Source organism: Bacteroides xylanisolvens XB1A (assembly GCF_000210075.1).
GTDB lineage: Bacteria > Bacteroidota > Bacteroidia > Bacteroidales > Bacteroidaceae > Bacteroides > Bacteroides xylanisolvens.
In genome coordinates this window covers 1400571-1426904 of the sequence record NC_021017.1, presented here as the reverse complement: position 1 = coordinate 1426904, position 26334 = coordinate 1400571, and the positions used below count along the sequence as shown (strand labels likewise).

The window sequence follows — 26334 nt, the reverse complement described above, 5'->3', positions numbered from 1 at the left end:
TACCTAATACTTAAAATCAGCATCCTTTGTGCGTCATGATGTCAAGTACCATTTTATCCGTTTCGTTCATGGCTTGCGAGCCGATTCTTGTCAGGTTACGGATACTTTGGTCTACATCTTCATCTATAATTCCTTCTACGGAAGTCACACAACGGTCTTCCATTGCCATCATGGCAGACAGTACGGCTGTCGAAACTCCGGTGGTTACCTTCAAGGCACAACTCGGTTTTGCACCGTCACAAATCATTCCTGTCAAATTGGCAATCATGTTTTGAACAGCGAAGGCAACTTGATTGTAGTTTCCTCCCATTAACCAGGTGATTCCACAACTGGAACCTGTGGCAGCTACCACACAACCACACAAAGCAGACAGACGTCCCAAACTTTGTTTGATATATATAACAGTGAGATGGCTTAGCATTAAAGCACGGATCTGTTCTTCTTCACTTTTTCCGTTTTCTTCTGCAAAGACAACGACAGGAAGTGTAGCGGATATCCCCTGATTACCACTGCCGGAATTACTCATTACAGGAATCATAGCACCGGCCATACGGGCGTCACAGGCAGCCGACGTATAAGAAAGGATATGAGAAAACACGCTATCCCCCATCACTTTATGCTCATAAGTTCCCCGAAGCATTTTCCCTAAAGAATGTCCGTAGTTACCTTTAAAGGCTTGCTCGGCAGCAGCTTTGTTCAAACGGGCTGTGTCAAGGATGAAACGGATTTCATCCAGCGGAGCAGTCAGTGCAAAGTCATATACTTTACGCAAGTTTAGTTCGGGCGAAGCCTCTTCCTCTTCCTCGCTGACTGTCTGTTGCTTGTCGAGCAACGTTTGTTCATTTTTGGCTATATATATAAAGGTAGTATGTCCACCGGCAATGATGGCTTTAGCCGTTTTATCTTCCGTTTTACAAATCACTTCGATATACAGCTTTTCCGTAATATCTTCTTTTAGAGAAATACAAATCCGTTTTTCTGCGATGAATTGTTTTCCCTGCTCCACCGCTTCCGGCGTACAATCCCTCAATACCTCCAACTGATAATCTGATTTGCCAATCAACGCACCCAAAGCAACCGCTATGGGAAGCCCGACCATACCCGTTCCCGGTATTCCGACTCCCATGGCATTCTTTAATATATTAGCACTTAACAGGACTTCTATCTTTTCCGGTTTCGCTCCCAGTGTTTCGGCAGCTTTAGCTACACAAAGCGCTACTGCGATAGGTTCCGTACATCCGATAGCCGGAATGACCTCCTTCTTAATCAATTCTATAATTTGCCTTCTTTCTGATTCAGTCATGGACTTATAAGTTTTGGTTCCACAAAAATAGGAAATTCTTTCTTTTCCAACATTCTATAATGAACAAATAAAATCTCATATTGTTATAAAACCTCCCATACACCAAACTTTAACAGAAAGAATTGATAGAAAAATGAAAGCAAAACACATAGTTGTTTATTTGCTACTAGCTATTGTTTCCTCTTCATGTATCCGCGAAGAAGCTCTCAATGCAGAAGCAGACATATTAAGTTGTATACTACCGGGAGTAGCCATGACAACCAGTCCTATTATTAACAATAATTCCATAACTATCTTTGTTGGTCCGGGAACTGATATTTCAGAACTCAAGCCTGAATTTACACTGACTCCGGGAGCTGCGATCAGTCCGCTTAGCGGCACGGAACGAAACTTCAATACCCCACAGGAATATACTGTCACAGCTGCCGATGGTGTTTGGAAGAAAATGTATACCGTATCAGTGATCGACACGGAACTTGCCACGAACTATAATTTCGAAGATACACTGGGCGGAAAGAAGTACTATATATTTGTGGAACGCGAAGGAGATAAGGTCGTCATGGAATGGGCCAGCGGAAATGCGGGTTATGCCATGACCGGAGTAGCTAAAACAGCCGATGATTATCCCACTTTCCAAATAACAGACGGAAAAGCCGGCAAATGCCTCTCCTTAGTGACACGCAGTACCGGATTCTTCGGTCAGCTAGCAGGAATGCCTATTGCGGCAGGAAATCTGTTTATCGGCTCTTTCGATGTGAATAACGCTATGAGCAATCCTCTGAAAGCAACTAAATTCGGCCTCCCTTTCCGGCATGTACCCACTTATCTGGCTGGTTATTATAAATACAAAGCAGGAGATCAGTTTACAGAAGGAGGAAAACCTGTGAACGGGAAACGGGATATCTGTGACATATATGCCATCATGTACGAAACCAGCGAATCTGTTCCTACTCTCGACGGAACGAATGCATTCACCAGTCCGAACCTGATTTCAACAGCACGGATTAATAATGCCAAAGAAACGAACGAATGGACTTACTTTAAACTTCCTTTCATCACTCTCCCCGGAAAATTCATAGATAAGGAGAAGCTAAGGGATGGGAAATATAATATAGCCATCGTGTTCACCTCAAGCCTGGAAGGAGATCATTTTAACGGAGCAATCGGAAGTACATTACTGATCGACGAGGCAGAGTTAATCTATCGCTCGGAAAATTAGCGGAATTTCGAAGAAGAATTTTCCATAGCAATACGCTGATAATGCGCTCAAACAATGTACTCATACAAAACGTACACATTATCAAACAAACGGAATTAAATAACTTTATAACAATCATAATGATAAAAATCTATCCGTATATATTCAGTTTACTAGCCTGTATAGGAATAGCTCTCCCCGGCTATTCACAGGTAGACCGAAATGAAACACTGATCCGTTCCGCCCTTCACGGACTGGAATATGAGATTAAAGCAGGTTTCAGCATTGGCGGCACAGCCCCGCTTCCCCTTCCGGTAGAAATCCGTTCGATTGACGGATATAACCCGACACTAGCCATCAGCATAGGGGGCGAAGTAACCAAATGGATTGCCGTTCAGAACAAACTCGGAATCATAGTCGGACTCCGGCTCGAAAACAAAGCAATGACCACCGAAGCCACCGTAAAAAATTACAATATGGAAATTCTCGGACAAGGAGGTGAAAGAATCAGCGGAGTATGGACGGGCGGAGTGAAAACCAAAGTACATACCGCCGGACTGACTATACCTCTAATGGCTACCTACAAACTAAGTAACCGATGGAACATCAAAGCCGGACCTTATTTCTCGTATCTGCTTTCAAGAGAATTTTCAGGTCATGTGTACGAGGGATATTTGCGGGAAGATGATCCCACCGGTCCGAAAGTAGAATTTACCGACGACAAAATTGCAACCTACGATTTCTCGGATGACTTGAGACATTTCCAGTGGGGATTACAGGCGGGAGCCGGATGGCGAGCTTTCAAACACCTCAATGTATATGCTGATCTCACCTGGGGATTGAACGATATATTTAAAAGCGATTTTAATACAATCACTTTTGCAATGTATCCCATCTATTTGAATATAGGTTTTGGGTACGCATTTTAAGTCTCACCACAGATTACACAGATTATTTATATTGATAGTCTATGACTTATAAATCAATCTGTGTTAATCTGTGTAATCTGTGGTGAATAAGGAATTAATTTCCACCAGACTCCGCCACCTGTTTCACTCCGGAATAGGTCACTTTTACAGTCTGTTGCAATGTAGGCACTTTCACGTTAATGGTCATGTCTGCATTTCCATCTTCTACCGTTCCCGTAACAGTTACAGGACAGGTACCCAAAGCAGCGGCATTTCCCTCAAACGTAAGGTCTTGCTGTCCGGTGAACGTAGACACCCCTTCTCCCTTCTTCACTTCACACTTATCAACAACAATATCTCCAAATTTCAGGATCTGTTGGTTAATAAACAGTTCAAACTCCTTCAGTTCAATCTTCACCTCCGTATTGCTGACCTGCGAGAGAGTGATAAACTTCTCTATTCCATCTCCTATGACAATTTCCTGGTCAGAACCATCCGGTATCATGGATATATCCAGATTTCCCCAATACGTTCCGACTACATCCGGAGCCGTTATCGCAGCTTCCTCTTCAGGAGGATTCCCATTATTCTTGTTATCACTGTCGTCATCGTCACTGCTACAAGCAGCGAAGAAAGTAAGAGAGCAGACCAATGCCAATAAATACAATAGATTCTTTTTCATACGTCTTTGGTTTAGTTATTATAATAAATTTCGTCCCTTATAAACTAAAAAGAAGAAAAAAGGTTCAATATGCTTCCTTTTTCGAAGATATTTCGAGTTCACGACTTTCTTATCGAAAACTTTGTTATATTTGCATATAGTAATTTTAAAAAAGCCACAACTATGTTTAATTCATTTGGCAATATCTTTCGGCTCACAAGTTTCGGTGAGTCTCATGGAAAAGGAGTTGGAGGAGTGATTGACGGATTTCCGGCAGGAATTGTCATCGACGAAGAATTTGTACAACAAGAACTTAATCGCCGCCGTCCGGGACAATCCATTCTTACCACTGCACGTAAAGAAGCTGATAAAGTTGAGTTTCTTTCAGGCATTTTTGAGGGGAAATCCACCGGATGCCCTATTGGTTTTATCGTTTGGAATGAAAACCAACACTCCAATGACTACAACAATCTGAAAAATGTATATCGTCCTTCACACGCTGATTACACGTACACAGTGAAGTACGGAATCCGTGACCACCGTGGCGGCGGACGTTCTTCCGCACGCGAAACGATTTCGCGCGTAGTAGCCGGTGCATTGGCTAAGTTAGCACTTCGTCAACTGGGTATCAATATCACTGCCTATACTTCACAGGTAGGTCCTATCAAATTGGAGGGTACTTACTCGGATTACGACCTCGATTTGATAGAAACAAACGATGTACGTTGTCCGGACCCGGAAAAAGCAAAAGAAATGGCAGACCTTATATATAAGGTGAAAGGAGAAGGCGACACCATCGGTGGCACACTGACCTGCGTCATCAAAGGATGCCCCATCGGACTTGGACAACCTGTTTTCGGCAAACTCCATGCTGCCTTGGGCAACGCCATGTTAAGCATCAATGCTGCCAAAGCATTCGAATACGGCGAAGGATTCAAGGGGCTGAAAATGAAAGGTTCCGAACAGAACGATGTTTTCTATAATAACAATGGACGCATCGAGACACATACCAACCACTCCGGAGGTATTCAGGGAGGATTGAGTAATGGTCAGGATATTTATTTCCGTGTAGTATTCAAACCGATTGCAACATTGCTGATGGAACAGGAAACCGTCAACATTGATGGAATCGACACCACCCTGAAAGCACGCGGACGCCATGACGCTTGTGTACTGCCCCGTGCCGTGCCTATCGTAGAAGCAATGGCCGCCATGACTATACTTGATTATTACTTACTGGATAAAACAACGCAACTGTAATGAACGAAATTCAGAAATACATAATAGCGCACGAACCGAAAATGATGAATGACCTGTTCAGTCTCATCCGTATCCCCAGTATCAGTGCTCTGCCGGAGCATCACGATGATATGCTGGCTTGTGCAGAACGCTGGGCGCAGTTGTTACTTGAAGCTGGAGCAGACGAAGCATTGGTGATGCCCTCAAAGGGCAATCCGATTGTTTTCGCTCAAAAGATGGTCGACCCGGACGCAAAGACCGTATTGGTTTATGCTCATTACGATGTAATGCCGGCCGAACCGCTGGAACTTTGGAAGAGCCAACCATTTGAACCGGAAATACGGAACGGATATATCTGGGCGCGTGGAGCAGATGACGACAAAGGACAATCATTCATCCAGGTGAAAGCGTTCGAGTATCTCGTCAAAAACGGATTGCTGAAGAATAATGTAAAATTCATCTTCGAAGGTGAAGAAGAAATAGGCTCACCCAGCCTGGAAGCTTTCTGCGAAGAGCACAAAGAGTTGCTGAAGGCAGATGTCATCCTTGTCTCAGATACGAGTATGCTGGGAGCTGAACTTCCGTCTTTAACAACCGGTCTTCGCGGACTGGCTTATTGGGAAATAGAAGTGACTGGGCCGAACCGTGATTTACACTCCGGACATTTCGGCGGTGCGGTGGCTAATCCCATCAACACACTTTGCCAGATTATCAGCAAGGTGACGGATGCTGACGGACGGATTACCGTTCCCGGATTCTATGACGATGTGGAAGAAGTTCCGCAAGCCGAACGGGAAATGATTGCGCATATTCCTTTTGACGAAAAGAAATACAAAGAAGCAATCGGCGTAAAAGAGCTTTTCGGAGAAAAAGGATACAGCACATTAGAACGTAACAGCTGTCGTCCGTCTTTTGACGTATGTGGCATTTGGGGCGGATATACGGGAGAAGGTTCTAAAACCGTACTTCCTTCAAAGGCGTATGCCAAAGTTTCCTGCCGATTAGTTCCGCATCAGGATCATCATAAGATTTCGCAGATGTTTGCAGAGTATATTTCAAGCATTGCTCCGGAAACTGTTCAGGTGAAAGTGACTCCAATGCATGGAGGACAAGGATACGTATGCCCGATTTCGCTTTCTGCTTATCAGGCTGCCGAAAAAGGCTTTGAAATTGCTTTCGGAAAGAAACCGCTGGCAGTACGCCGTGGTGGTAGTATTCCTATCATTTCTACTTTTGAACAAGTCTTGGGAATCAAAACTGTATTGATGGGATTCGGTTTGGAATCAGACGCCATCCATTCACCAAACGAAAACTTTTCACTGGATATTTTCCGTAAAGGGATAGAGGCAGTCATTGAATTTCATCAGGAGTATGCCAGACGATAAAGCGGACAGACAAAAAGTCTAATTACAAACGGTATATAAAAAAGAGCGATGGACAAGTGTATGATTACAAACCCGTCCACCGCTCTTTTTATATATTTACAGATACCAACAAATTACATAACCGGAGTCTGGAAAAGGAAAGTAAACGATTGACTGTCTTTCAAATCCTTCACTGCATCACCTGCATAAATCTCTCCCTTTGCCAGAGACAATTTCTTAATCCCTGCTTTCGGACTAAAATCTATTTTCTTCAGGTCCAGCCAAAACATATTTGGTGTCAAAGTAGATTCGAAATAATACACTTTATTCTTCTGATCGGAAACGGAACGCCAACGGGTAGAAGAAATATAAGGCTTTTCCGGCGTATTAATACCAAATGGCACGGAAACATTACGCATCACACTCAATACACTGGGAACTGCAATTTTTGCATCAGCAGTTTGCGGAATGGCATGAATGTAGAAAGAAGCCCTGACAAAGCGGTCACTCGCACGATTTGTTCCCGGTAGCATCTGTAAGCCACCAATTTCTTTCCAATAATCATTAATAGCCAATTGATAGTCATATCGGGGAGAATTTGTCATCACCCGGTATTCTTTCCCTTCGTGAATACTTAATTTTCCATCCAAATATTCCAATACAGCCGTATTCCCAGTTTCATCGGTTATAGCCAGATGCAAGGTAGATTCCGGTCCCCCATTCGGCATACGGGGAGCATCAATCCGGAAAGTCTCTTTTTTCAGTTCATCCACGGCTTCGCGTACCGTAGCAAAGTTATCAAGCACATACTGTGTCCAAATGCTGATTCCCATTGCCGGACGGGTATCACCGGGAAGAGAGTAAATAGATTCCGGTAAGAAAAGCAGACTCGCCACCAATCCTTTCTCGTTCATTCCATCGCAAGTACCAATATCATATCCTGTGGCAATTACACTTCCGTATTTGGCAGTCCAGTTCACCGTTTTATCCTTGTTATGTCCCGCACGCTGAATACCACGTGGAAACACATAGATATTCGTCATGATATCTTCTTTCCAGTCCATGGTACGCCCCGTTATCACCATCTGATCAGGACCTATGTATACTGCACGCGTACATGCTTCCACAGGCTGTATACTCCCCAAAGAGACGGCAGCCAACACCAATGCAACTCCTACTAATCTTTTCTTCATATTCTTTCTATTTAAATAATTGATACTCTCATTTTATAAATAACAAATATGCCACGATTATTGCCTACAAGAAAGATGATTTTAATGAAAAAAAAGAATTTATTCAGTGAATGAGGAAGTTTTTGGTTTTCGACGCATGATAGTTATCATCGCAGAACTCATTTCTAGCGATAGATATTAAATAAATGAAAAGGATATGCATAAAGTATTACGCGGAGGCAGTTATTACACCTTCGAGAAATACTGTAAAGTCACCAGCCGTTATGGAGTGACCCCACAACGGTGGGATATTGATTACGGGTTGCGGTTAGTAGTGTCTCTCTAACTTATGTATAAATGTTAAGTCGGCTTATTAATCGGCCAATCTATAAAGCTCATATCCTCCCAATGCCAGTATGTAGGGCAGATTATAAATTACATCAGCATCCTTCTCTACCTCCTCGGGATACTTTTGTAGTAATTCGCTGAAAGGCATAATAAGAGGATGTTGCAAAAATACCTTATCCTTCACCTTAGCACGTCTCCAGCCGGCCACCGTACGCTCGGCATTCCATCGGTACTTCTCCATGCGTACTAACAGATACAAAACTTGAGCTGGCAGATCTTCATTGAACATAGATTCGGATATGTGTGTCGGTGAGCGGTCACTCCGTCTGATGCCATAGCCCAGTGTGCGACAAAACACACTATAAGCATCCAGCTGATAGCGATTAGCCCAACGTAGTGGTTCGCTTAGTTTATTCCACAGATACTGGGCTTGATGATTCATTAAAATAAAGTCGGCAGAGTGGTTTCCATAGGATTCATACATCTTCTTCAATACCTCTTTTTGTTTGAGGCTTTCATCAGCATAACAACAATCATATAAGTAGTTCACATACAAAGCCAGTTTATCTTGCAAAATGTTTTTCTTTATTCCCCTATCTACCATACCAAACACCTTGACATAGCGATAGCGTCCCTTCTCGTCGTCCACCATCGACGACAAATCATTATTAAACTCCTGACGGATTAGCACACGACACTGATACTGATAAACTTCATGTGGTAAGTTGAGTCCTAATGAAAGACTCAAATCAGGATCATGCACACAAATGGCCACTGTAAGCATACAATGCTTATTTTGTGCCCACTGCTGCAGGCGGGTACGCATAGCAGTACTGCAAATGTCGTCATGGCAATATTCCACCTCAATATCATCTATTTGACTCTCTATATAGGGGAATTGAGCTTTGAAGTAATCTTTCTGTGCCTCCATCTCGCGATCCACTAAAGTGATGCGGGTACGTATACGTTCATCCGCAGGCAGGCGGTCATCATAATTGGCATAATGGCAGATACGCAATGCTTCGAGTAGCAGCGAGCGTCCCACTCGGTTGAATCCCACGATAACCAGATGCACATAGTCTTGACTGGTAGCGCTCCAACTTCCATCAGGTTGTTGTGTAATGCTTATGGGGCGATAATCCAGCGGATCATAACGTCTTTCACAATCAGCTCCATAAAGGCTCCATAGCTGCCGGGCCAAGTTTTCATGGAGATTAAAGGGCCGAAAGAAAATATTAGGCTTGCCTTCTATACAAAAGACTTCGGGCGGCAGATTCATTTTCTGTATGTTAGAATACGAAGGGATGCTATCAAACTGTACATACACAGGCATCATCTTACCATCAGAACATTTACCACGCAGAGTACTTACCAAGTGCATAATAGCTATATTTTTAGCATCGCGCCCGTAACGTTCTTCATCACCCAGCACATATACTTCAATAGCATTCCCTATGTTCAACCGCTGAAGTTCTTCGATCGACTCAATGTTGCCAAAGTAAACAAGCACTTGTCGCTCAACTTCAACAGGCAGGGCCGACTGTATACGATGCCGCACCGTTGCCGACTCCATACCGCTCATCAGCAAAATACGTGCCGAAGGACATTCGTCACACAGTTCACGTATCATATTGATAGACAATTCGTTGAATCCGATCAGTACATAATGATTTTTTATATTACGGTAGGTCATTCGCCCCGCGTATACCACTCCTACACGCCGCTCTATAATATTAGAGATGGTAGAGATGAGCACACCGCCCAGTAAAACGGATCCCGAAATGCTGATAAGTCCCACTAATATCCTGTTAGGCCAGGCAGTCTCTTCTATTTGGTTACCGGGATCGACAAAGTTGTTGTACACTGCCCAGAGCCTTTCTCCCCATTCCTCGTGTCCATGCAATTGGATGGAAAAGAGCATCGCGATAATAAAAAAGATAGCCAGCGCCGTAGCAATGGTAACGAGTAGCAAGGTGAGCTGTGACTTGATACCGCCCGAAATGGTGCGATCTATATACTCTTGCGAGAATATCTTCTTGTAGTAGTTTGCAAAACGGTTCATAGTAGTCCATATAGATTTATGTACAAATATAATGTATTTTTCTATAAATCAAGTAGTTTTCCACTAAACTATTTCAGCCATACACTTAACCTCGTTACTGTGCAGAAAATTAGAAATTCTTCCGGAAAGTACATCCATTTCTCCATTCCGAACACCCGTAAGCAGTCTTCCCTTTAATGATGGTTCCTTTACCACAAAGTGGACAGGGTTGACCTACAAACGCATCTACCTCACCTGCCGCAGAAGGAGTTGAAGCTGCCATGGCCACCGGAGCAGGAGAACCGGGCGAATCAGTCTTCACTTCATTCGTCGTTTTTTCCGCTTTTGGTTTCTTTTCTTTCGGCGTACTCGGTTTTCGTTCACGCTTTTTAGGTTCTTTCTTTTCTTTCTCTTCGGCTTTTGCAGCAACTGCGTCCTGAATAGTTATGCGTCGATTCGTATTATCAGAAAGTACACTCATTACGATCTCTGAAACCATCTGCTTTAGTTCTTCGAGGAACTGGCGGGCATCGTATGTTTTCTTTTCAATCTCACGCAACTTCTTTTCCCAAATACCTGTCAATTCTGCCGATTTCAATAATTCTTCGTGAATAAGCTGCACCAACTCCACTCCTGTCGGGGTGGCAATCAGGTTCTTTCTTTCCTTACGGATATAATTTCGCTTGAACAACGTCTCAATGATTGCAGCACGGGTAGACGGACGGCCGATACCATTCTCTTTCAAGGCATCGCGAAGTTCATCATTGTCCACCAGTTTTCCGGCTGTTTCCATTGCACGAAGCAAGGTTGCTTCAGTATAAGGTCTGGGCGGCTGTGTCCATTTTTCATTCAGGTCCGGAATATGAGGACCACTTTCACCCTTCACAAAAGCAGGAAGTACATTTTCATCCTCTTCCTCTTTTTCTTCAGTAGGGTCTTTTACTTCCTTGGCAAACACGACACGCCATCCCGGTTCCAGAATTTGTTTTCCGGTTACCCGAAACTCTATCTTGTCCACTTCTCCCATCACGGTGGTAGTAGAAATTTTACAGTCCGGATAGAACACGGCTATAAAACGACGGGCTATCAAGTCGTAGACACGACGTTCCATATCCGTCAAGTTTTGAGCATAGACTCCGGTTGGGATAATGGCATGGTGATCCGTCACTTTCGAGTTGTCAAATACCTTTTTTGATTTAAGAAGTGTAGTGCCAGCTAACGGAGCTGTCAAGACTTCGTAATCACGGAGTCCTTTCAGGATAGCAGGACATTTCGGATAAATATCATCGCTCAAGAAAGTGGTATCCACACGCGGATAGGTAGCCACTTTCTTCTCATAAAGAGACTGGATCAGTTTCAGTGTTTCATCGGCCGAATAAGCGAATTTCTTGTTACATTCTACCTGAAGGGAAGTCAAATCGAACAAACGTGGAGCGTATTCCTTTCCGTCTTTCTTGCCGACATTGGTGACTACAAAAGGTAGGTCTTTCATACGTTCTACCAATGCTTCGCCTTCTTCCCGGTTGGCAATAGGGTCGATGCCCGGGTTATCTATTTTCTTTTTTCCGCCGTTCTTTTCCTCTTCCGCGGCAATTTCTTCATCACTTTTGCGAATGAGTGCAGAAAAAGTGGTATTACGATAGTTTGTTTTCAGTTCCCAATATTGTTTGGGTTCAAAATTGGCTATCTCCAATTGACGGTTGACAATCAATGCCAGCGTCGGTGTCTGTACACGACCGATAGAGAGCACCTGTTTGTTTTGACCGTATTTGAGGGTATAAAGACGGGTAGCGTTCATTCCCAACAGCCAGTCACCCATCGCACGGGAAAGACCGGCTTCGTAGAGTGATTGAAATTCAGCTTGGTCTTTCAGTTTCGAGAATCCTTCACGAATAGCTTCTTCCGTCAACGAAGAAATCCACAGGCGCTTCACCGGACAGCGTGCGCCAGCTTTTTGCATCACCCAGCGCTGAATCAATTCTCCCTCCTGCCCGGCATCACCGCAGTTGATGATTTCATCCGCATTCTGCATCAGCCACTCTATCACATGAAACTGCTTCTCAATACCCGGGTCATGTCCAATCAGCTTGATACCGAAACGTGGCGGAATCATCGGCAGACTGCTCAAGCTCCATGATTTCCAGTTAGGGGTGTATTCATGTGGCTCCTTCAAGGTACAAAGATGCCCGAATGTCCAGGTCACCTGGTATCCGTTTCCTTCTATATATCCTTCTTTTCTGGTATGAGCGCCGAGTACTTCGGCTATATCACGTGCTACAGACGGCTTTTCGGCTATGCAAACTATCATTTTTTCTCTTCTTGTTTTTAGACTATCAGTTTGCAAAGTTACACGAATATTTCTCTAAAAGAACAATATCCCACAAAATATGTTACCTTTGCAAGAGTAGAATTCTTATAACAAAGAACAAGTATGATTGATTTAAACCGCAAATTGCCCATCGGAATACAAACTTTCGAGAAAATCCGCAAAGGAAATTATCTGTATGTAGATAAAACCGCCCTTGTCGGAAAAATGGTGTCCACAAGCATCCCCTATTTCCTTAGCCGTCCCCGACGTTTCGGAAAAAGCCTGCTGATTTCCACTTTCGAGGCTTACTTTCTGGGACGCAAGGACTTATTCGAAGGACTAGCCATCTCACAAATGGAAGTTGACTGGCAAGTCTATCCGGTTTTTCATATTGACTTGAATGCACGCAAGTATGATTCTCCGGCAGATCTGATAGCGATGCTCAACCAACATCTGGAAAAATGGGAAGCAATCTACGGAACCGAAAAGCAAGATCGACAACCGGAAGAACGATTCGCCTATATTATAGAACGCGCATGTGTGCAAACCGGAAAGCAAGTAGTCGTATTAGTAGACGAATATGACAAACCTCTTTTGCAAGCTCTGGATAATCTGCCCTTGTTTGAAGAATACCGCAAAATGCTAAAAGCATTCTATGGAGTATTGAAAAGTGCTGACCGCTATCTGCGTTTCGTATTTCTGACAGGTGTTACCAAATTCTCACAAGTCAGTGTATTCAGTGATTTGAATCAACTGAATGATATCAGCATGAAACCGCCTTATGCCACCATTTGCGGCATTACCAAGCAGGAACTGATAGATACATTCACTCCGGAATTGGATAAGCTGGCCTCATACAACCGGATGACACCAGAAGATACAATCCATAAGATGACCTCACTTTACGACGGGTATCATTTCTGTGAATATGCAGAAGGCATGTTCAATCCGTTCAGTGTATTAAATGTGTTCGACGGATATAAATTTGAGAATTACTGGTTTCAGACAGGCACTCCTACTTTCCTTGTCAAGATGCTGATGGATAGTAACTATGACCTGCGAACGCTCATTGACGGAGTGGAAGCAAACGCAGCGTCATTCAACGAGTACCGGGTAGAAAGCAGGAATCCTATTCCGCTGATTTATCAAAGTGGGTATCTGACGATTAAAGAATACGACCCTCGTTTCAAGACTTATCAACTTGCTTTTCCCAATGATGAAGTGAGATATGGCTTTATGAATTTCCTTCTGCCATTCTACTCTAATATTCCCGATAATGAGCAAGATTTCTATATTGGCAAATTTGTCCATGAGTTGGAAAGTGGCAATATCAATGCCTTTCTAACCCGCCTTCAAGCCTTCTTTGCCGATATACCTTACGAACTGAATGACCAGACAGAACGGCATTACCAGACTGTCTTCTATCTGATATTCAAACTCATGGGACAGTTCACACAAGCAGAAGTACGCAGTGCAAAAGGACGGGCTGATGCAGTTGTCAAAACACCGAAGTATATTTATGTATTCGAATTCAAACTGAATGGCACAGCCGAGCAAGCATTACAGCAAATCGAAGATAAAGGGTATCTTATCCCTTATCAGGTAGATGAACGGGAAGTCAAAAAGGTTGGAGTAGAATTCAGTACTGACACACGAAATGTCAGTCGATGGCTACCCGAGGAATAAGAGAGTATAATTACTTCTTCCTCATATTTATCTACAAATGATTCAGACTAAACCTCCCAACACTTCCACCCTTTGTTGGCACAGATATACACAATGTACGAACGAACATGGTAATTGGGGAATTTCCTTTTCGTATCTGCGGCATAACCTTTCACTTGCTCCACGTGTTCGGGCAGCGGTTTGGTTAGGGCCAGCATTCGGTCGGCGTCTTTGGCATGATAGTATTTGAATTCCACCACGCGGTCGTCCGTATAATAATCCGTACCGGGGATGCCGGTCATTTCGAAATCCGAACGGCCTACGGAGTTGTTCTGCTCGATGGCAAAGGTATAGCAACTACTCAAATAACGGGAAACAAGTTCGTAGAAAGAACAACGGATAAAGTTCTCATTAATCTTATCAAAGACCTGTGCGGGGAATTGTCCCAAGTATTGTTCAAAATAGTTTTGAACAAGGGGTTCGAGACTACGGTTGGAATCATACAGTTCATAAACCGGGACGTAACGGCTGGCGTTACCTTCAATCTTGTTCAGTTGGTTGTAATAATCCATGTAGATGCTGCGCATGGTCATGTTAGGAAGTACCATGCGGTAAGCACTCTTCAAGGTTGTCATGCCTAAATAGAACAGGCTGACCGGATAGAATTCTTTCTCGAAGAATTTCTTCTTGTTAAATTTGCCGGACAGATCTCTGACGTTGTATGACAATTCACCGTCTATCACCAGGGCATCGAGCATCTCTTTGGCGTTGTCCTGCGAAAGAGTCAGGCGGCGAATCCAGTTGATGTCCGTACGCAGGTTCTCATCGATCAGTTCGGAGGGAATACTTCCGGCATTAGTGGCAAATTTCTTAAAAAAATAAGTTAAGATAGTGGAGTTAAAAAGACGTTCACCGACAGGGCTAAAACGATAACCGTCGTAGTTGTTCACAATAAGCTGCCAGATTTCCTCGAAACGTTCTTCGCTTGCACCGGGAGCATATTTATCAAGTACATAGCGCAAGTATGTTTTCGTTTCTTCATAGGTGAAACCGAGCATATTCAAAAAAACGGGTTTGAATGTGAGGATTTCCGCAATGTTGTACCCGCTGGTCAGGTCGTCCATGATGACAGGCAATACGCCTGTGCAGAAACAAGTGCGAATCGTGCCTTCGCCGATACCCGCTTTGATAACTTTAAAAAAGGTGCGAAGAAAACTATCACTAGTGGTTACTTCCTCATAAAGTGAGTCATTATAGGAAGTAAGCAGTTGATTGGTGAAGTTATCGTATTCGTCAATCAATATATATGCTTTAGGCAATCCATGTGAGCTGATATAACCCAAAAGTTCCTCCAACATCTGCACAGCATTTCCTCGAGTTGTAAACTGAAAATCACCAAACAGGTCTCGGTTATGTTCTACCGTAACTTCCACGGGTCCACAATTCAGGTCATTGAAGTTCTGTACCACCCCTTCCATATCATTCGCCATCACCATAGCCGAGAAGTCATAACGAATCACCAAATATTGATTATGTTCTTCCGTAGGATGTTCGCCAATCCAGGTGCCGCCAAAAAGTTCTTCAAAACGATTCGCTTTCGTACGGTCGTAGTAGTGGGCCAACATGGAGATGAGCAGACTTTTCCCGAAACGACGGGGACGGAGAAAGATGGGAGCATTATAGTCTTCAAGCCCCGGAATGTAATTTGTCTTATCAACATAATAAAAGCCACGTTCACGCATTTCTGCGAAGTCGGCCACTGCGTATGGAATCGTTATTCTTGCCATAATCGTTGATCTTTTCTTTCGGTAAAGACAAAAGTACTAATAAATTAGTACCATAAAAAAGATAATGCGAAAAAGATAAATAAATACCAAGCTCAATTATGGCTATATACATAAGTCTTTGATGAAAAAGAGGACAAAACAGAGAAAAAGATCAAAGTTATGCACTTATCATGTATAACCCTATACACGAAGGCTGCACAACTCTATACATGATGCGTGTATAGAGCTATGCAGCCTCTCTGCATAAGGGGATGTGTCAAAACTCTCCTTTCTACGAAGTCACCCTCGCCACAGATAATTGTAGCGAGGGTGACTTTTTGTTTATAAGAGTTTTGACACAGCCTCCAAGAGAACATTTTATGCCGCAGGATCGGGAGCCTCTCCTCCTCCGCCTTCGCCACCACCGGAACCGGAGCCGCCTCCTGCATCGGGTTTCGTGCCGACATAGAAAGTAGCGATAGCGGTTCGGGGTGTCTTCAGGAGCGTGCTTCCTGCATACTGCGTAGTGACGGTGAGGGTATATTCGCCATCAGCCAGACCGGCAGGAACAATGAATGTGAGTTGTGACGGGTTGTTGACGGCCAACATATTGAGGTCGATAGGTGTGGTTTGCTCTTTGCTGTTGGTGATAGTGATGCCGACGGAAGAATCCGTACCTGCAATTTTCAACATACGGCCATTGACCGTGAACGGACGGCCTGCAGTAGCAGTGGCAGGTGAGAATCCGGCAACGTACATCACGCTTTGGCGTTCGCCCAAAATACTGATAGAGGTTTGGGCGATAGCTTCACGCAGTTCTTTGTCTTGGGTGAAGGAGACGTAGACGGAGTTCTTTTCGGGATTCCATTTTCCGCCATCGATAACACCGCGGAGTTGCGCTACGGCGTGGTAAAGACCGGTGTTGACACTATATCCGCTAAGGATGAGATCGCTCACAACACGGTTGTAGAGCTTCACGACGTGCTCGATGGTTTCGGGACGGAGCCCGGTGTCTTCCTTGTGCATCTCATCGAGTATGTCCTGCAACGAGAGATTACCGGACGATTCGAGCTGACCGATCTTATCGTCTTTGTTGTCGACGGTTACAGTGTTGTCGACTAACCAGATTTTCAATACATTCTTCATAATGATGTTGTTTCTACTTGGTTTTATGAATATTATTAAACGAAAAAATAAAGAATATCAATAAAAAGTTTACCGGATTGAGGCAGTCCGAAAAGGTACTGCTTGCTATCATTTTGCTCTGCCATTCAGAGCGAAGCGAAGAATCTACTCTTTCGAATATACAAACAAGAGATTCTTCACTACATTCTGAATGGCAGAATGATACGCTTATCAGACTTGCAGAGCAGCCTCTTCCTTATTTTACAACCCTACCAGTCTTTGCGAAAAGCATAATATTGCGTCACAACCAATGCTTCTTGTACATTTGCAATATATTTAGGATAATTCCCATCATTATTGTCATGGAAGCACATCAAAAGATTCTGAAATCCATCAACAACCATCGTTTCTACATCATACTGCCTATAAGGAATGTTTTCTACGACTGCAACTTTTCCAAGTCCTTCGTCTAGAGTAATTATCCTAGCTTTGTCCTGCAGTTCTTCCATAAATTCATAGTCTTCTTGAGTTGTCCGTCTTTTAATATAAAGCGCAATCCCACCATAACGTTCTTTCGTCATCCCCGCTATAGGTTTGCGTTCCGAACCATCCGCCCAAGGATTAACCGGAGAATCCCAGATTACATTCCAAGCCAAGTCAATATAATCGCCCACTACAATGCCCTCTTGTTCTTTATTCATTGTAGCTGTAGTACCGCCATCATCTGCAAGAGTGAGCATTATATCCGGCATTGCTTCACGCAGAGCCTTGATTAATTTCGGATACGAAGTTTCATTGATAGCCGGTGCTTCGGCCTTGTCATATCCGGCTCCCTCATCACGCAAATGAATACCATCCAACTGAAACAGTTCTACAGCCACCTTAACTTGAGCCACAAAATCAATTATTTGAGGATCTGTCAAATTAGCGAAGCCTATTCCCGTTCCACCTCCTTCGATAGAAAGACACACTTTCAGACCATTCCGCCTCAACGGTTGAATGTACTGAACATTGTGCTTCAGCACATATTCCATATCCGGTGTATACTTCAAAATTACTCTCCGAGAAGAAGCATCATATCCCAAAAGGGCTTTGCGCACGTTTACAATATCAACAAGAGGTACATTTTCATAAATCGTTTCTCTGTCTCTACGAGATCTCAGATACTCCAGTTTAGTAGTAGTTTTGTCAGCTATCAAAGGATTTATCATTTCCGTATCAATATACGCTACTACCTTATAATCCTTTTTAGTTCTATCCTGATATTCCTCATCTCGTTCCGTGATATAATAGAAAAGCTTATATTGATTGCCATCCTCGTCCATCGCTACCAATGGTAACAGATATTGAGACCCAGCCATTGAAGCATCAACAGTCATTCTTGATAGAGCAAAGCTTATCTGTGTCGATTTCCGTTCGCCTTTAGCTATCGTCACTTTTCCTTCGTTGGTAATAGTTAGTTTATCTCCCGGTTCTTCTATCGCTCCTAATATAAATATATTATAATACTTTGCTACCAAAGCCTTCTTCTCTTCGTCACTAAAGGGAATATCCAAACCTATGGTAAAAGTCATGTCGTGCTCTGCCGGTTTCGCCAATTCTACATATAGTTCATCACCTGTCTGTACCACAAAGTCACGGAAGATAAGTCCACTTCCCGGTGCTGAAGCACTTTGCAAGGAAGCGGCTTCAACAACTTCTTCCGGTGACTGTGTAGATTTGTCATGCGCAACGCTTGGGTTCACCAATGCAGCCTCTTCCTCGCAGGCTCCCATTGCCACTGCCAGCAACGCACACAAAGATATATTTCGTATTATTCGTTTCATATATAAATTATTTAAAAAGTTCTACACACTTATTCCTGATTCACTTTCGGTACTTCGATTCCGCTCGGCCACAAATCCGCATCGGTTTTACTGTACATTTCGAGATGGTCACTACCTTTCCAGTAAGATACTACCTTCGCATCGTTCCCATGCCCGGTTCGGTCTTCCACTACAGTGCCTGTCCCTTCGTCGAACTTCCAATAAGCACACAAAGCAGGTTCGGTTGTCGGGTTAGAGATTTCATACATATTCTGATAAATCTGTTCTTGTGTACGGGCTACCTTCCAAATGCGAGCTTCACATATTTCACCATCAAACTGGCGGCTTATATCGTGCGACTCTCCATAAGAACGCCCAAAATAGAAGTTAAAATCACCCCCATTCCCAAATTCATCATCAGGTAACTTATCTCCCAAACTGATGCTAGTCAAGTCACTTTTGCCATGGCTGGTACTTATACTTTGTAATTGTCCGTTTACATAGAAAGCAATAGTAGCAGTAGCTATGTCCCATGTCAATGCCACATGATACCACTCACCTGCCAATAGTAATTTCTGGTTACTGATTTCCGGAAATTTACCAAACGTAGTCTGTGTTTGTAACTGTCGGTTCGGAAAATCCTTATCCCCAATACGCATCAGAAAATACTGTTCAATGCCCATTATAGAGGATATTTCTTGCTGGAAGCTGTTCACCCGTATAATAGCTTCCATTGTTACTGCACTCAAGTTATTCACCACATCTGACGTCGGACTTCCTTTATCAAATCCCGGAACAGTGACATAGACATTCTTCAAGTTCATTGCCGTAGTAATGGCACTGGAACGGCGTACCAAATAATACATCGTGCGCGAACCGTCCATTACTCCCACTCCATCGGCTCCTCCAATGGAAAGCGGGCAGAGGTAAGTAACGTCAATCTCCAACTCATCGAGTTTGGAGAATTTAATGCCTACTTCTTCAGAAGTGGTCTTTCCGGCAGGAATTACCACTTCTGTTTTCAATAGCTGATAATATGTTTCAGGCAGCACTTCATAATGCGTGTCGTTCTTTGCATTATATTCACTAGTCAACGAAGCGTCTACCTTCAAGCTGACCTTCACATCATCCCCCGAAGGATAAGACAACTTCACTGTAAAAAGTTTTGTCTGGCTTGTCACCTTCCGATTAAAAGTGAAAGTTTCTGTATTCTTACTAGCAGCTATATTCAGATACGCCGAATTGTCAAACGGTGACTTTTCGCTGTAATCCGTATTATCACAGGCAACCGGCAGAAGTAGCAAAACTGCGGTTGCAAAGCACTGATAAAGTTTATGTATTCTCATAGCTTACATCGTTTAGTGAGCCGAAGCAGGATTCAGGAATTGAATACCTCCACGGGTCTGTTTATAAATAATATCAGTATCGTAGTAATCGGCAGAGATATTGTAAATAGCAATACCTCCCAATGGTGTTTCCATATTGAGAGCACCGTAAGCAGCTCCGGCGATGGCATTGCGCGTCACTCCGTTATAGTCGGTCAATGTACCGTCAGGAGTGACAGCCAACAGCAGGCGATCCGGAGCGGCCTTGCCATATCCGGTGGCATAGAATACGGAGGTTTCTATATCATATTCATCGGATGCACCGGAAATATCGAGTACGAAATAGTTGAAAAGGCTGCGCTGCGCTTCCGGCAACAAGGAAGGAGTACCCTCAAAAACTAACAGACACGGTGTCTGTCCCAAAGCATCCAGCAGCGGCTTTAACGCCGAGACGTCTACCGCAGAGCCTTCCGAACCGAGGGCAATCCCGTCAAATGTCCCCGCACGCACTGTCTCAACAGCAGAGGTTATAGAGGTATTCAATTTATCTTTAGCCGTGCAATCTATATAGTAAAGCACTTTCGTCCCATAATCCTCACGCACCAACTTCATATCTTCCCGGTCATATTCGGACAGACGGTCGGCATTACGCATCGTCACTATATCGATACTATCCGGCAACGCACGGAGAAAATCCTTCTCACTAGTAGATACTTCCGGAGCATTATCCAACCGGGCATAAACGACAGCATGTTTCGTTGCCTTATATGCACGAAGATTCTGCGTATATACCGCATATTCTTGCGGATTCTGTTCCTTAAACCCATTCACCTGACTATCATGTATTTCCATTTCCGTCCAGTCGTCGCAACTGATGGTGGCAACCGACAAGAAAGTAGTCAGTAGGCATAACTTAAAGATTGATTTATATTTCATAATCTCATTGATTTAAAGGTTCGTTCTAGTTTGAGGATTGACTATTCTCAATGGAATGGTCTTTCTTATCCCACCAAAGTTTAGTTCCTGCGGCATCGGGACCATTCAGCATTTCTACAGCTTGATCAATGTATTTCGGATTCCCTGTATATTCATCGGCCGGGAAAGGCAAACGACGGGGACCGATTGTTACATTCACACTATTATTGGGGTCTTTATTCTCCACGGCAGGCAACAATTTCGGATAGCCCGTACGACGATGTTCCGCCCATGCTTCCAGCCCCAGCGGAAATATTGCAATCCATTTTTGAGTAATGATACGCTCCAGGTTCCGTTCGAAATACTCCGCTCCAGGTTCCCAGGCAATCGTAATGGTACTTACCGCCGGATGGCTATACTTAATATCAGCCCCGTCCATCGGGTTCACATAGTCTATAGGCTTTTTCTCCGCATCCTTCACATATTGGTCTGCTCCGGTGGCTCCGCCACGCTCTTCGAATGAAAGGGCAATAGCCTTTTCATACAATGCCTGCGCATCGCCTCCCATACTCCAACCACGCAACGCGCCCTCGGCACGAAGGAAAGTCACCTCCGCCGCATTCATCCAGAGATAAGGGTCGGTGCTGGAAATCACCTGCTTTGAGTAAAGATTAATCATGTCGTCTTTCTTCTGGGTAAATATGCCGATACGTACACCGTAATAATCGTATACATCGACTTTCTCGCCATCCTGATCGACTGTCTGCACACCTTTGACAAACATCTTATCCAAACGCGGATCTTCATAACCTTTCATAATAGAAACTAAATCGGCACTGATACGGTAGTCATTCCAGTTATTAAACAGCAACTCCGAACGGTTCTCCGCCACATGAAGCATGGCGTTGTCCTCATTCGATTCAATCACTCCCGCTTCCACAGCCTTCTGCGCAATACGTTGCGCCTCGGTAGGATTGACATAGCTCATACGCATGGCAATGCGAAGTTGCATGGAATGTACAAACTTACGCCATTTGGAAATGTTTCCGTAATACAAGTCTTCCAGTTTGCGGAAAGCCTCGGACGACAGGTCTTTGTTTTCCTCCAACACTTTATCCGCTTCTTCCAGTTCTTTCAGCATCTGTGTATATACCTGCTCCTGCGAATCGTAAGGGACAGCCAGGTCTTCACCCGAATTATCATTATCCATCATCTTCGAATAAGGAATCGGACCGTAAATGTCCGTCACACGATGCATGATACACACCCGGAGAATTTTACCGAAAGCTAATGCCACAGGGTCATCCGTCTTGTTCATCATATCGCGGTACTGCGGGTACATGTCTTTAATCGGATCGGCAAACGGGGATTTGAGCCATCCCTGTTCGGGATTGAAAGTAGAGAATTTCATCACCCAAGTGTCTACAATTCCTTCCAGATAACCACCGTATGCTCCTCCTGCCATGGCATCCATAAACTGGTAAAGGTGTTCACGTGTAGGAATCACCAATCCCTGCATTCCTTTGAGCGTAGCACCTACAATATGATTCTCACGCTGCATTTCTTCTCCGTCCGCTTCATACATACTCCGGTTGATGTCGCTGTCGAAACAACCGCCCAACGGAAGCAGAAATAATGAAAGGATCATTATCAGAAGAATGTTATATATTCGTTTCATGTCCATCATAGTATTTAGAAGTTAATCTTTATGTTAAATCCTATATTCCGGGTACTCGGCATCATGAAGTAGTCGATTCCCTGATAATAGTTGTTCGTAGTAGCTACTGCTTCAGGATCGAAAGGAGCTTTACAGTAGATCATCCAGAGATTTCTCCCCACAAGGGATACATTGATATCACAAACATTGCCCAGCCAGCGGCGCGGAACGGTGTAACCGATATGTGCCTCCTGCAGACGCAGGTTGGTAGCACTATAAGTATAGTAGGTAGGCAATCCGCTCTGCGATGCTACCACTTCATAGAAGCTTTGCGGATTCACGCGGCTACGGCCATTTATCCATACTCCTCCGGCATCACGCGCGGCAGCAGATGTTTCAGATACTCCATAAAGATCAAGATAAGCCTGTGTTGCCGAATAAACGATTCCGCCCAAACGGGCTGTCAACAAGAAACCGGCATTGATACCTTTATAAGAGAAGCTATTATTCCAGGCTAAATTTGCCTTAGGAAGTACGCTTCCCAACTTTATGTCACCGGCATTGTCGATGGCTGTCACATTGCCGCTATCGTCAATCAGGACATTACCGTTAATATCACGCTTCAAATCGGCATGGGTATAAAGATCGCCCAGCGTACCACCTTCCTTCAGGATAAATTTCGCCTTTCCGAATCCGCGGCCTTCATCGGTTTTGAGTTCCAGTTTATCGACGTTGTAAGTTTTTCCCGTCTCCGGGTGAACATAATCCTTCACCAGTTCAACGATTTCATTCTTGTTGGCCGAGAAAGTAAAGCTGCTGTCCCAACTGAAATCTCCCCAACGATGTCCATAAGACAACATAGCCTCGAAACCATAGTTGCGTACATATCCGGTCTGTACATACAGTTTGTCATATCCCGATGATACAGGAAGCCGAGGATCGAATGTCTGATTATAAGTATTGGCGTAATAGAAAGATCCGCTCAATTTGAAATCTTTAAACAGGGTTGCATCCAGACCTACTTCCCATGAGTCAGTACGCTCGGGGTATAGTTTACCAATGGGATAATTCGTCTGCGATTTCCAGTCCTGCTTATTGGCATCATACGAGTAAGTAGGATAGGTAAGAAAACGAGGATAAGGATTACCTACGGAACTGAACGATCCGCGTACTTTAAGATAATCCACCCAATCAGGCAGTTTCAACATTTCAGTGATGACAGCCGAAAGCCCTACGGAAGGATAGAAGAATGAAGCCTGCGGAGAATGTGTCAGCTGCGAAGCCCAGTCGTTACGTCCTGTAACGGTGAGATAAAGCATACTTTTCCACCCTACTTCGGCACTGGCAAAAATAGATTCGGTCGCTTCGCGCCAACCCACCTGCGTAGCACGTTTTTTTGCGTTGTCAAGGTCGTAAACATTGAACAGATTAGGAATACCTGTTTCTCGTATAGGCCCCGCATAGCCCAATTCCTTACTAGTCACTCCACTATAACTGGCACCGATATTGGCTACAATCGTAAAATCCTGAATACGTTTATTAATATTCACCAACACATCGGCATAAGTCTGCGAATATTGTCCGTTGTTTACTGTATAATGGCCTTGTGAACTACCGTCAGTCAGCGTGTTGCTACTGCTTGCATAAAGCTTGCCTTCATATTCGCTATGAGTATTGTCGATGCGGACACGCCCTGCCACATTCAGCCAGTCAAGAATCTGGTAACTCAAACCTGCTGAAGCCATATAGCGTTTCTTATTGTTAAGACGGAGATTACGGTAAGCAATCCAATAAGGATTCTGCATACGAAGGTCACCTTCGCCCTGCGGCCAAAACTGTACGCTAATTTTCCGGGCTTCATCCCAACGCTCGAAATTCTTCACTATAGAGAAATCATCCCCGCGAGGAAAAAGATAAGCAGAAACCAACGGATTGGAGTACTGCCCCTGATTGGTCATATTACGGTCGTTCTGAAGAATATAGCTTGCACTTACATCCAGTTTCATCTTGTCATTCAAAAAACTGGTCGTATTGCGGAAAGTGAAATTATATCTGTTATACCTATTGTTGGGAACCATCCCTGCCGAGTTGACGGCAGCTGCAGAAAAGAAAGTCTGATTTTTATCCGTTCCGGTAGACAACGTAACGGAATTTGTATATACCGCACCCGTATCAAAGAAATCATCGGGTTCATATCCTGTTTGAGCAGCCGAGTTCAACTTCGGTCCCCAGCTATAAATATTGGAATTTCCCGCTTTACCATTACTACCTGTACCATAACGGCCCTGGAACTCGGGCATCTTAAAAGCATTCAACCATTCAATGCCACTTGATACACCTACTTGCAGCTTACCTACCTGTCCTTTTTTTGTAGTAATCACAATCGCACCGTTTGCCGCATTACTACCATAAAGGGCGGCAGCTGCCGCTCCAGTCAGTACGGAAATACTTTCTATATCTTCCGGATTAATATCAGCAATGGCCTCGGTAGCTCCCTTTGAACCAAATTCCGTATCTCCTCCGCCACCGAAATTATACATCGGAATACCGTCAATCACGTACAAAGCGTTACTACTCTGTTCAATAGACTTTGTTCCACGCATCACCACTCTACTTGCCCCACCGACACCAGAAGAGCTCGTATTGATAGTAACACCCGCAACTTTACCATTCAGACTGTTTACAAAATTAGCATCCTTAATCTGGGTCAGTTCGTCGGACTTTACTTGCTGTACGTTGTAGCTCAATGCTTTCTGCTCGCGTTTGATGCCAAGTGCTGTTACAACGACTTCACTCAACAGTTTTGTATCCGAAGCCAGTTGCACGCTATATATATTCTGTCCGGTTACTTTTACCGTCTGTGGAGTGTAACCTACATAACTGATACTCAACACACTTCCAACAGGAGCTTCGAGTATAAAATTACCGTCAATATCCGTAATAGAACCGACACTCGTTCCCTCTACATGTACATTGACACCAATTAACGGCTCTCCGTTATCATCCAGCACACGGCCGGTGATACGTTTGACAGAAGCTGCTTCCGCTTCTTGTTTTTCCTGTGGAACGATGATTACATATTTTCCTTTTAACTGATAGGTATATCCCGTATTTCTAAGGATTTCTTTGAGAGAACTCTCCAGCGTGGCTTTTTCTAACGCCAAATTGATGGAGGGTTTGTTTTTCAACTGCGACTCGTTGTAACCAACGGACAGTTTCGTTTGTTTTTCCACCTCTTTCAATGCCTCGATGACCGATATGTTTTTCTTATGGATCGTAATCCGGACATTGCTACTTTGAGCAAAAGTAGGAGCAGAAAGGAGCAGACAGCACAAAAAAAGCATAAATACTCGACTGATTGCCTGCTTATTGGCTATAAATTCATAAATTTGCTGCATCTTCTTAGTATTAGTTTATACAGATAAAGTTAGATTCTCGAATTTAGTAGCGTCTGGTTAACGCTAATAGTAAGAATTTCGATTTCACATCCGGGGGAAGGTTGCAGCTTCTCCCGGATATTTTTTCCGCATAGGC

At 43.8% G+C, this 26334-nt stretch carries 17 protein-coding genes and 1 pseudogene; 6 read left to right on the top strand and 12 right to left on the bottom strand.

Annotated elements, in window-relative coordinates:
• Window positions 1-16: 16 nt before the first annotated feature.
• Window positions 17-1303: an L-cysteine desulfidase family protein gene (locus tag BXY_RS05920; protein ID WP_015531433.1), complete on the bottom strand. Its 1287-nt coding sequence runs from the start codon at window positions 1301-1303 to the stop codon at window positions 17-19.
• 133 nt (window positions 1304-1436) lie between these two features.
• Here BXY_RS05920 and BXY_RS05915 point away from each other — a divergent pair, with 133 nt between their 5' ends.
• Window positions 1437-2522, top strand: coding sequence for a PCMD domain-containing protein (locus BXY_RS05915; protein WP_015531432.1), 1086 nt, complete (start codon window positions 1437-1439; stop codon window positions 2520-2522).
• 119 nt (window positions 2523-2641) lie between these two features.
• Window positions 2642-3430, top strand: a complete 789-nt coding sequence (locus BXY_RS05910; RefSeq protein WP_015531431.1) for a porin family protein — start codon at window positions 2642-2644, stop codon at window positions 3428-3430.
• A gap of 94 nt (window positions 3431-3524) precedes the next feature.
• On the opposite strand, the gene BXY_RS05905 is transcribed toward BXY_RS05910, so the two are convergent.
• On the bottom strand, window positions 3525-4091 hold the full coding sequence (locus BXY_RS05905; protein WP_008024812.1) for a calycin-like domain-containing protein: 567 nt from the start codon (window positions 4089-4091) through the stop codon (window positions 3525-3527).
• Window positions 4092-4253: 162 nt separating this feature from the next.
• Here BXY_RS05905 and aroC point away from each other — a divergent pair, with 162 nt between their 5' ends.
• Both aroC and BXY_RS05895 read left to right on the top strand, forming a co-directional pair.
• Window positions 4254-5330, top strand: a complete 1077-nt coding sequence (gene aroC / locus BXY_RS05900) for a chorismate synthase (protein WP_008024813.1) — start codon at window positions 4254-4256, stop codon at window positions 5328-5330.
• Window positions 5330-6694, top strand: coding sequence for a dipeptidase (locus BXY_RS05895; protein ID WP_015531429.1), 1365 nt, complete (start codon window positions 5330-5332; stop codon window positions 6692-6694). Before aroC ends, BXY_RS05895 begins: the two co-directional genes overlap by 1 nt.
• A 113-nt stretch (window positions 6695-6807) precedes the next feature.
• On the opposite strand, the gene BXY_RS05890 is transcribed toward BXY_RS05895, so the two are convergent.
• Window positions 6808-7866, bottom strand: a complete 1059-nt coding sequence (locus BXY_RS05890) for a linear amide C-N hydrolase (protein WP_004313574.1) — start codon at window positions 7864-7866, stop codon at window positions 6808-6810.
• 181 nt (window positions 7867-8047) lie between these two features.
• Here BXY_RS05890 and BXY_RS23720 point away from each other — a divergent pair.
• A pseudogene (locus tag BXY_RS23720) lies at window positions 8048-8191 on the top strand (formylglycine-generating enzyme family protein); the annotation flags it as partial.
• Window positions 8192-8218: 27 nt separating this feature from the next.
• On the opposite strand, the gene BXY_RS05880 reads toward BXY_RS23720, so the two are convergent.
• A complete protein-coding gene (locus BXY_RS05880; RefSeq protein ID WP_015531428.1) occupies window positions 8219-10255 on the bottom strand; it encodes a hypothetical protein in 2037 nt (678 codons plus the stop codon).
• Window positions 10256-10364: 109 nt separating this feature from the next.
• A complete protein-coding gene (locus BXY_RS05875; protein WP_015531427.1) occupies window positions 10365-12542 on the bottom strand; it encodes a DNA topoisomerase 3 in 2178 nt (725 codons plus the stop codon).
• A 123-nt stretch (window positions 12543-12665) separates the two neighbouring features.
• Here BXY_RS05875 and BXY_RS05870 point away from each other — a divergent pair, with 123 nt between their 5' ends.
• Window positions 12666-14228, top strand: coding sequence for an ATP-binding protein (locus BXY_RS05870; protein ID WP_015531426.1), 1563 nt, complete (start codon window positions 12666-12668; stop codon window positions 14226-14228).
• Window positions 14229-14275: 47 nt separating this feature from the next.
• Here BXY_RS05870 and BXY_RS05865 read toward each other — a convergent pair whose 3' ends face one another.
• The 7 genes from BXY_RS05865 to BXY_RS05835 form a co-directional block, all read right to left on the bottom strand.
• Window positions 14276-15994: an ATP-binding protein gene (locus BXY_RS05865; protein ID WP_015531425.1), complete on the bottom strand. Its 1719-nt coding sequence runs from the start codon at window positions 15992-15994 to the stop codon at window positions 14276-14278.
• Window positions 15995-16351: 357 nt separating this feature from the next.
• The gene (locus tag BXY_RS05860; RefSeq protein ID WP_015531424.1) at window positions 16352-17119 is read right to left on the bottom strand and encodes a DNA-binding domain-containing protein; all 768 of its coding nucleotides are present in this window, start codon (window positions 17117-17119) and stop codon (window positions 16352-16354) included.
• 248 nt (window positions 17120-17367) lie between these two features.
• Window positions 17368-18924, bottom strand: a complete 1557-nt coding sequence (locus tag BXY_RS05855; RefSeq protein ID WP_195436359.1) for a glycoside hydrolase family 18 protein — start codon at window positions 18922-18924, stop codon at window positions 17368-17370.
• Between the two features lie 29 nt (window positions 18925-18953).
• Window positions 18954-20249 carry a DUF1735 and LamG domain-containing protein gene (locus tag BXY_RS05850; protein WP_015531422.1) on the bottom strand — a complete coding sequence of 432 codons (1296 nt, stop codon included), beginning with the start codon at window positions 20247-20249 and terminating at the stop codon, window positions 18954-18956.
• A 12-nt stretch (window positions 20250-20261) separates the two neighbouring features.
• Entirely contained in the window at window positions 20262-21164 is a 903-nt protein-coding gene (locus tag BXY_RS05845; RefSeq protein ID WP_015531421.1) for a glycoside hydrolase family 18, read from the bottom strand.
• Between the two features lie 25 nt (window positions 21165-21189).
• A complete protein-coding gene (locus BXY_RS05840) occupies window positions 21190-22830 on the bottom strand; it encodes a SusD/RagB family nutrient-binding outer membrane lipoprotein (protein ID WP_015531420.1) in 1641 nt (546 codons plus the stop codon).
• A 5-nt stretch (window positions 22831-22835) separates the two neighbouring features.
• Complete coding sequence (locus BXY_RS05835; RefSeq protein WP_015531419.1) at window positions 22836-26198, bottom strand: TonB-dependent receptor; 3363 nt, start codon at window positions 26196-26198, stop codon at window positions 22836-22838.
• Between the last annotated feature and the right edge of the window lie 136 nt (window positions 26199-26334).

Excerpts from the sequence above, each read along its gene's own strand:
- BXY_RS05855 (WP_195436359.1), bottom strand. The coding sequence starts at position 18,924 with ATGAAACGAATAATACGAAATATATCTTTGTGTGCGTTGCTGGCAGTG.
- BXY_RS05860 (WP_015531424.1), bottom strand. The coding sequence starts at position 17,119 with ATGAAGAATGTATTGAAAATCTGGTTAGTCGACAACACTGTAACCGTC.
- BXY_RS05915 (WP_015531432.1), top strand. The coding sequence starts at position 1,437 with ATGAAAGCAAAACACATAGTTGTTTATTTGCTACTAGCTATTGTTTCC.
- BXY_RS05880 (WP_015531428.1), bottom strand. The coding sequence starts at position 10,255 with ATGAACCGTTTTGCAAACTACTACAAGAAGATATTCTCGCAAGAGTAT.
- BXY_RS05910 (WP_015531431.1), top strand. The coding sequence starts at position 2,642 with ATGATAAAAATCTATCCGTATATATTCAGTTTACTAGCCTGTATAGGA.
- BXY_RS05870 (WP_015531426.1), top strand. The coding sequence starts at position 12,666 with ATGATTGATTTAAACCGCAAATTGCCCATCGGAATACAAACTTTCGAG.
- BXY_RS05840 (WP_015531420.1), bottom strand. The coding sequence starts at position 22,830 with ATGATGGACATGAAACGAATATATAACATTCTTCTGATAATGATCCTT.
- BXY_RS05865 (WP_015531425.1), bottom strand. The coding sequence starts at position 15,994 with ATGGCAAGAATAACGATTCCATACGCAGTGGCCGACTTCGCAGAAATG.
- BXY_RS05875 (WP_015531427.1), bottom strand. The coding sequence starts at position 12,542 with ATGATAGTTTGCATAGCCGAAAAGCCGTCTGTAGCACGTGATATAGCC.
- aroC (WP_008024813.1), top strand. The coding sequence starts at position 4,254 with ATGTTTAATTCATTTGGCAATATCTTTCGGCTCACAAGTTTCGGTGAG.
- BXY_RS05850 (WP_015531422.1), bottom strand. The coding sequence starts at position 20,249 with ATGAGAATACATAAACTTTATCAGTGCTTTGCAACCGCAGTTTTGCTA.
- BXY_RS05890 (WP_004313574.1), bottom strand. The coding sequence starts at position 7,866 with ATGAAGAAAAGATTAGTAGGAGTTGCATTGGTGTTGGCTGCCGTCTCT.
- BXY_RS05920 (WP_015531433.1), bottom strand. The coding sequence starts at position 1,303 with ATGACTGAATCAGAAAGAAGGCAAATTATAGAATTGATTAAGAAGGAG.
- BXY_RS05845 (WP_015531421.1), bottom strand. The coding sequence starts at position 21,164 with ATGAAATATAAATCAATCTTTAAGTTATGCCTACTGACTACTTTCTTG.
- BXY_RS05895 (WP_015531429.1), top strand. The coding sequence starts at position 5,330 with ATGAACGAAATTCAGAAATACATAATAGCGCACGAACCGAAAATGATG.
- BXY_RS05905 (WP_008024812.1), bottom strand. The coding sequence starts at position 4,091 with ATGAAAAAGAATCTATTGTATTTATTGGCATTGGTCTGCTCTCTTACT.
- BXY_RS05835 (WP_015531419.1), bottom strand. The coding sequence starts at position 26,198 with ATGCAGCAAATTTATGAATTTATAGCCAATAAGCAGGCAATCAGTCGA.